The sequence below is a fragment of the Flavobacterium aureirubrum genome (genome assembly GCF_038739835.1).
Lineage (GTDB): Bacteria > Bacteroidota > Bacteroidia > Flavobacteriales > Flavobacteriaceae > Flavobacterium > Flavobacterium aureirubrum.
In genome coordinates this window covers 1-6791 of record NZ_JBCGDO010000046.1, presented here as the reverse complement: position 1 = coordinate 6791, position 6791 = coordinate 1, and the positions used below count along the sequence as shown (strand labels likewise).

Annotated in this window: 6 protein-coding genes; all 6 read right to left on the bottom strand. The window is 35.9% G+C overall.

Going from position 1 to position 6791, the window contains the following annotated elements; translation table 11 throughout:
* Window positions 1-270 precede the first annotated feature (270 nt).
* The 6 genes from WFZ85_RS15640 to xerA all read right to left on the bottom strand — a co-directional run bounded on the left by WFZ85_RS15640 (window position 271) and on the right by xerA (window position 6641).
* The gene (locus WFZ85_RS15640; RefSeq protein WP_342697197.1) at window positions 271-825 is read right to left on the bottom strand and encodes a DUF6985 domain-containing protein; all 555 of its coding nucleotides are present in this window, start codon (window positions 823-825) and stop codon (window positions 271-273) included.
* 12 nt (window positions 826-837) lie between these two features.
* Window positions 838-1437, bottom strand: a complete 600-nt coding sequence (locus WFZ85_RS15635) for a hypothetical protein (RefSeq protein ID WP_342697196.1) — start codon at window positions 1435-1437, stop codon at window positions 838-840.
* A gap of 260 nt (window positions 1438-1697) precedes the next feature.
* Window positions 1698-3926 (bottom strand): multicopper oxidase domain-containing protein, encoded by a 2229-nt coding sequence (locus tag WFZ85_RS15630; RefSeq protein ID WP_342697195.1) that lies wholly within the window; start codon window positions 3924-3926, stop codon window positions 1698-1700.
* 57 nt (window positions 3927-3983) lie between these two features.
* Entirely contained in the window at window positions 3984-4847 is an 864-nt protein-coding gene (locus tag WFZ85_RS15625) for a DUF3347 domain-containing protein (RefSeq protein ID WP_342697194.1), read from the bottom strand.
* 91 nt (window positions 4848-4938) lie between these two features.
* The gene (locus WFZ85_RS15620; protein ID WP_064964788.1) at window positions 4939-5310 is read right to left on the bottom strand and encodes a hypothetical protein; all 372 of its coding nucleotides are present in this window, start codon (window positions 5308-5310) and stop codon (window positions 4939-4941) included.
* A gap of 296 nt (window positions 5311-5606) precedes the next feature.
* Window positions 5607-6641, bottom strand: coding sequence for a site-specific tyrosine recombinase/integron integrase (xerA, locus tag WFZ85_RS15615; RefSeq protein ID WP_342697193.1), 1035 nt, complete (start codon window positions 6639-6641; stop codon window positions 5607-5609).
* Window positions 6642-6791 lie beyond the last annotated feature (150 nt).

The window sequence follows — 6791 nt, the reverse complement described above, 5'->3', positions numbered from 1 at the left end:
TAGCCTCAATTTTTTTTAAAACCAGTCAAAGTAAATCAAAAATCAGCATGGCTTAAAACCCGTTTATAGCAGTTTTAAAAAGTAAAACAGTAGAGAAAAAGGAGTTTTTTCACAGCCTGACGTTCCGGCGCTTGGCGAGGTTGCGAACTTCGGAACCGATTATTTTCTATCAAAGATAAAAATTCTTGCGAAATGTAAACGTGTATTTACTACAAAATTCGCAATCTTGCCAAACGGCTGTTATGCGGTCGGCTTTCTTTGCTTTCGTTGTTAAAAACTTGATAGTAATTCATCTTCTTCGTCTGTTTTGTCGTAAGCATCAGCTTCTGTTAAATGTCCGTCTTGGTCGCTTATTCTTGTTAGTTTTTTTCCTTGTCTAAATACCAATTGAAGACCGTGTTCTTGTTCCCAATCGCATTCGCAAGCAATTTGAACGTAAATATCTTGCTCTTTGTAAGGTCGTCTTGTAAAATAAATTTCTGTCGGCTGTATGAATTTCCAAATTTCGCTTTTGTTTTTGATTTGTCTTAATGGTTCGTCTGCTTCATCATATTCAACTGCGTCCAAAAAGTCCATACAGTTTTTATATGCTAATTCAGAAATCAAATTTCGGTCGTCTGCGTTTAGTTTCAGAAAATTTGTCAAAGCTTGGTCTGCTTCGTAAATAAAAGTCTTGTCGTGTTCGGGTTCAAAATCCATAAAAGTAATCGTCAACTTGTCGTTGTTGAAAAATGGAATTTCGATTTCTTCACTTTTCCACCAATCAGGAAAACTTTCCTCTTGTTTTAGTCGTCCAATAATTTTTGATATAATTTCTTTATTCATTAGGATAGGCTTTTATTCATTGTCCATTTTAAATATTCTTGAATAGTCGCCAAATTCGGTGCCTTTCAGTTTTTCTTCAATTACTTTTTTGGCAATGTCAAAGTCAACCACAATACAACCAACTTCCATTGTTCCGCTTCCGATACTTCCACCGTCAGTATGTCCAAGTCCTGTCCAACCTAAAACTTCGTCCATTTTTTCTTCAAGTCGGTGTCGCTTGTCTAAGTCTTGTTCAGTTCCAAAGCCGTCAATCTTGTATTCTATTTCTAAAAATACGTAATTGTCTTCGTCAAATTCTGCATAACCTTCTTTTAGTTTCTCGTCAATTTCTTTTTGAACAGTTTTACGAAAATTTGAAAAAAGTCCGCTTTTAACTTCTTTGTCCTGTCCAGTTTGTCCAACAATTCCCCAATGAACTATTGCGGTTTTTTCGTCTTTGTCCCAAGTCTCCCAATAGTGAAGTTGGTTGTCAATTAGTTTATAAAGTTTAAGCATGCTATTTGAATTTTCTGTTGTTTGTTTTTGTCTGTCGAACAAGCGAAAAACGTCAAGGTCAAAATTGTCAATATGTAAATTTTCATTTTCACGTCGTCGTCTTTTAAGCTGCCGCATAACGGTTCTCGGCTTTGCGAAGTGGCGGACTTAGATGCACTTCACTGTCAGCCTACCAAAATGCTAATTAGATGCACAAAATTACAATTTTGCGCTGAACCCGCCATTACGCAAAACCGATGTTGTGCCTTCGTTGTTCTTTTTTGTCCGTTATATAGTCGGTCAATTCTGTTACTGTTGGGAAGCCATACTCTTTGCCAAGTTTTGGTTTGCGTATCGGCTCGTGCGACTTGGCAATGTGTATGGCTTGTGGGTTGGTTTTAATAATTAAATGTCAGTCCTACTCCAAAACCCATATCACTGTCGTAATGCGTTCTGAAACCTAAGTTTTTACTTGCGATATAATTCAGTCCAAGCATATATTCTCTGTCTGTATTTACCATAAATGCAGCTCTAAACCTTTTTGAAAGTGGAATGTCTTCACGTCTTAATTGTACTCTTACGTTTCCATCGTGATAGACTTCTGTTTGTAAAATTATAAGCATTGGCAGAGTATATGCAACCCCTAAACTAAACTGTGTCCGATTGTCTTTGGTATTAGTCTGCCCAAAAAGATTTTTTTCTGGTGTTTCGTGCTTTCTGTATCGCCAATCAAAGCCAATAAAGGGCATTAGCCATTGGTTTCTGCCTATGTATCGCCCTATGTGTGTTTCTGTTTCGTATCCGTGTTTGTCGCTATATCCCAAACGCCATTCAGTGCCAAAACTCCATCGGGTATTTTGCAACATTGTCATACCATCATTTCCATTTGTTGCAAAGTCGTTTTGAAACATAAAATGTAGTTCGTTGCTTTCTCTTTGTAGTTTTTTGTAAGCCCATTTTTTGTCAGGCAACAATGGATTGGGTGCTTGGTTTTCTGTACTAAAAACTCGGTTCATCCCTGCCATCATATGGTAGAGAATATGACAATGAAAAAACCAATCGCCTTCTAAATTGGCTTCAAACTCAATCACATTGGTTTCCATAGGCATTATGTCCAAAACATTTTTAAGCGGTGCATAATCGCCTTGCCCGTTTATAACCCTAAAATCGTGTCCGTGCAAGTGCATCGGGTGTCGCATCATAGAATTGTTGTAAAGCGTAATCCTTACAATTTCTCCTTTTTTTATCAAAATCTTATCGGTTTCTGCAAGCACTCGGTTGTCCATACTCCACACATAGCGGTTCATATTGCCTGTCAATTCAAACCTTAATTCTCTGATGGGTGCATCTTTTGGTAAAGTGGTTTTAGTGGGTGATTTCAACATTGTGTAGTTTAAGGTAACAATGTCACTGCTTGGCATTGTATGGTTACTATGGTCTGAATGTTCGGATTTTTTGGGTTTATTTTCTCCTGTTATTTCAGGGTACATTACCGTATTCATATCCATTTGTTGCAAGGACATATCCATACTCATATCGTTCATTGTGCCGTCCATTTTCATCATATCGTTCATCATCTTCATTCCTTCAAAGTATTTCAGTTTTGGCAGTGGACTTACCAACTGCTTAATACCTGAACCTATGTAAATTGATGCTGATTTAGTACGGTCTTCGGGTGTTGCTAAAAATTCGTAAGACGTATTTTCAGTGGGAATGGTAACAATTACATCATACGTTTCTGAAACGCCTATAATCAATCTATCCACTTCCACAGGTTCTACATCATTTCCGTCATTGGCAACTACGGTTATTTTTCCACCTGCATACGTGAGCCAAAAATAAGATGATGCACCACCATTTGAAATTCGTAATCGTACTTTATCGCCTGCTTCGAATTGAGATAGTTGGCTTTCAGATGTTCCGTTAATCAGGAATTTCTCATAATACACATCACTCACGTCCATTGCTAACATTCGTTTCCATTCGTTGGTCAATTTTGTTTTGAAATGACCTGCTTTTATGGCTTCTCCATAACTCTGAACGGTGTTTTTCTTGATGGCAAACCAATCATTGGCATTGTGCAACATTCGGTGAACATTATCAGGATTGTAGTCTGTCCATTCGCTTAAAATGACAGGAACAGTTGGCAAATCGTCAATACCTTTTCTGAAAGTAGGGTCGTCTGTTCTTTTGAGCAAAACCATTGAACCGTACATTCCTACTTGTTCTTGTAGTCCGCTGTGGCTGTGATACCAATGAGTTCCATTTTGAATGATGGGAAAACGGTAAATGTGTGTGGTGTTTGGCTCAATGGGCATTTGGGTCAAGTACGGAACGCCATCTTCTTTATTGGATAAATACAAACCGTGCCAATGCAAAGATGTACTTTCTTTAAGCCTGTTGTGTACGTGGATTTCTGCCGTATCACCTTCGGTAAAGGTCAAAGTTGGCATCGGAATTTGTCCGTTGACGGCAATGGCTCTTTTTTGTTTGCCTGTAAAATTGACGATAGTATCTTTTACGTAAAGGTCGTATCGCACCACTTTTTGGGCGAAAATGGTTGTAGTTGCCAATAGCAATATTGCTATCGGCAACAGTTTTTTATAAATATTTTTTTGATTATCCATTTTAAGAATTTCATCGTTAAAATTATTAATAGGGTAGCCGAAGGCTACCCTATATTTTTACTTAATTGTTTCAACTACTTTACCACAAGTAAGCATTTGAGAGCCGTAATATGGATTTTTAACTGCATTCTCTTTGCTCAGCCAATTGGCACCTTTACCATTGTTTGCCATTGGGCAATGTTGGTAATATGTAGGCGTTTCTTGTTTGGAAACTTTGAAAAGTTGATACATATTGTCAGACAAAGTATTGAAATGGTCTCTTTGATGCCCAACATCTTTGGTTTCTTCGATGTGTTCGGTATCAAATATCAAGTCCTTCATTACTTTCATCCAAACAGTATGTTCTTCATTGGAAAGTTTGTTCATCTGCACGGCATTAAGAGCGTTGAGCAATTCTTTTGCTTTGGCAGAAGCCAAGTTGCCATCAGATTTTACCAAGGCATCTTTTACGGCAAAATAATTGTCAAAAACGGCTTTGAGTTGTGAAACATCTTGCCTTGTTTCTGTCATAGCCGAATGGTTATGTGTCGAATGGTCTTCTTTCACCTCCGTTTTTGGTGTTTCAACTTTTGCAACTGTTTGTGCTTTTCTTTCGTACTGGCAACAATCAGGCAATTTTGCATACACATCATTTGGGGCAAGAAATTTTTCGCTATCATAACCACTCAATGCTATGCGTTTCAAGATTTCGTCTGGATTGGTTAGCTTTGCATCGTAAGTGATGGTTGCCATTTTGGTGTCCTTATTCCAATCTACTTTGACAACTTTACTCTTATTTCCTGCTTTTTCAATGGTTGTTTCACACATACCACAATTACCGTATATTTTTACGCTTTCGGTTTTAGCGTTTTTGATTTGAGCTTTACACGCTGTGAACGATAGCAATACAGATATTGCCATCAATATTTTTATTGATTTCATTTTTTGAAAATTAAATGTTGAATGAAAAATTGTGATTGAAAGCTAATAATTGCGTTCAATTGGACAGACCTTTGGCTGTCAAGGCAAGAAATCAGCCTATTTTTGGCGGTAGCCAAATAGAAATGAAACCTGATGAATAAAAGCTATCTTGGTAATAAAAATTTGGCTTGTTGGGGATTAACTTAATTCCTGAAAATTTGATTAAGAATGGAATAGTAAAATTTGTATGGTTTGAAGGACAATGACAGTTTGAGTTGCCACATTTTCCATCACAATCTTTTCCGTGCTTATTGCATTGTCCTTTTTCTGTGTCGCAACACTCTTTTTTTTCCGCTTCGGTGTCGGATTGTTTGGTGCAATTATTTTCTATGTTTTCAGATTTTGACCCACAAGCATAGATGTCTGTTGGTGTCAGTAAGAAACCAATCAGGGTTAATAATGCTATGTAAATAAATCTTATCATACTGTTTCAAAACGCAAATTTACAAATTTTTTCGGTCAAGCGAACGCAAATTTACAAATTTTTTCGGTCAAGCGAACGCAAATTTACAAATTTTTTCGGTCAAGCGTTGGCAAAAAACAGCTCTTTTGGTTTTTAGGGTTGGCTTGCGTATCGGCAAAAACCAAATGTGCTGTTTGTGCGGTCGGCTTTTTACAATGAGGCACAACTTGTTTATATGCTCAGTTTTTTATTGTTTAGTTGAGCAAAGCTAACCTATTTCTAGTAGCTTTGCTCAATTGCTATTGCGTTTTATTTTTTTATAAATCATCAAAAGGACTTTTTATTTGCTGAATATTTTTTGTACTAACGTGTGTATAAATTTCAGTTGTTTTACTGCTATTATGTCCTAATAATTCCTGAATATATCTTAAATCGGTTCCACTTTCTAATAAATGCGTAGCATAACTATGTCGAAGCCAATGCAAGGTAACAGGTTTATTTATAGAAGCTAATTTAACACTTTTTTTTAATACTTCCTCTAAACTTCTAGCAGAATATTGGGTGTTTTTTTCTTGTCCTTCAAAAAGATAAGTTTTTGGACTATATTCTTTATAATATCTCCTTAATAAATCTAATATTTTTGCAGATAATGGTGTAATTCTATCTTTCTTACCCTTTGATTGTCTTATAATTACAATATTTCGTTTAGAGTCAATATCAGAAAACTTTAAATTCAATAGCTCACTGCGGCGCAATCCACAACTATAAATCATCGAAAGCATAGCTTTATGCTTTAAATTGCTATGGGCATCAAGTATTTTTTTTACTTCTTCTTTGCTTAACACATTAGGCAAAACCTTGGCTCGTTTTGGACGATGTATTTTTTCAACTTCAATCATAGTGTCTCTAATTGTTTTGAAATAAAGTTTAACTGCATTAACCACTTGATTTTGATAGGAAGCAGATAGTTTATTTTTCAAAACATAATCATTGTTGTAACAAATAATATCCTCATTTGTAATCAAATTGATACTTTTTGAATTAAAGAAAGTAAAAAACGATTTCAAAGCTTCACTATACGTAGTAATAGTACTTTCACTATACCGTTTAGAGCGAAGATATTGTTTAAATTTCTCTATCGCTTCAATACCTTCCGCTGAGGGCAAACTAACTGTTATTTTAAACCTAATTTGATTTTCAACAGTATTCGGAACATGCCAAAAACCATTCGACTGGCTCCATCGTGAACCTTCCACTTTTTTTATACGTGAAATCAAATCGGTGTTTTTTTCAAAAAAAACAGCTATTCGCTTTTCACCTTTGTGTTTTATGATTTTGGCTTCCCATTTCATAGTGCTAACTTTTAACTCCTAAATGTAGAAAAAAATAGATTACGATATTTTTTTTCGAACATAGGACAAATTCCCTACTAGTTTTTTTAGCTTTTTTCCTGGTCGGAAAATAATTGAAGCACGAGTTACATTATCTTTAGAAACACCTGC

What these genes read in the sequence shown, in the direction of transcription:
- WFZ85_RS15640 (WP_342697197.1), bottom strand. Translation starts at nt 825, where the DNA reads ATGAATAAAGAAATTATATCAAAAATTATTGGACGACTAAAACAAGAG.
- WFZ85_RS15635 (WP_342697196.1), bottom strand. Translation starts at nt 1,437, where the DNA reads ATGCGGCAGCTTAAAAGACGACGACGTGAAAATGAAAATTTACATATT.
- WFZ85_RS15630 (WP_342697195.1), bottom strand. Translation starts at nt 3,926, where the DNA reads ATGGATAATCAAAAAAATATTTATAAAAAACTGTTGCCGATAGCAATA.
- WFZ85_RS15625 (WP_342697194.1), bottom strand. Translation starts at nt 4,847, where the DNA reads ATGAAATCAATAAAAATATTGATGGCAATATCTGTATTGCTATCGTTC.
- WFZ85_RS15620 (WP_064964788.1), bottom strand. Translation starts at nt 5,310, where the DNA reads ATGATAAGATTTATTTACATAGCATTATTAACCCTGATTGGTTTCTTA.
- xerA (WP_342697193.1), bottom strand. Translation starts at nt 6,641, where the DNA reads ATGAAATGGGAAGCCAAAATCATAAAACACAAAGGTGAAAAGCGAATA.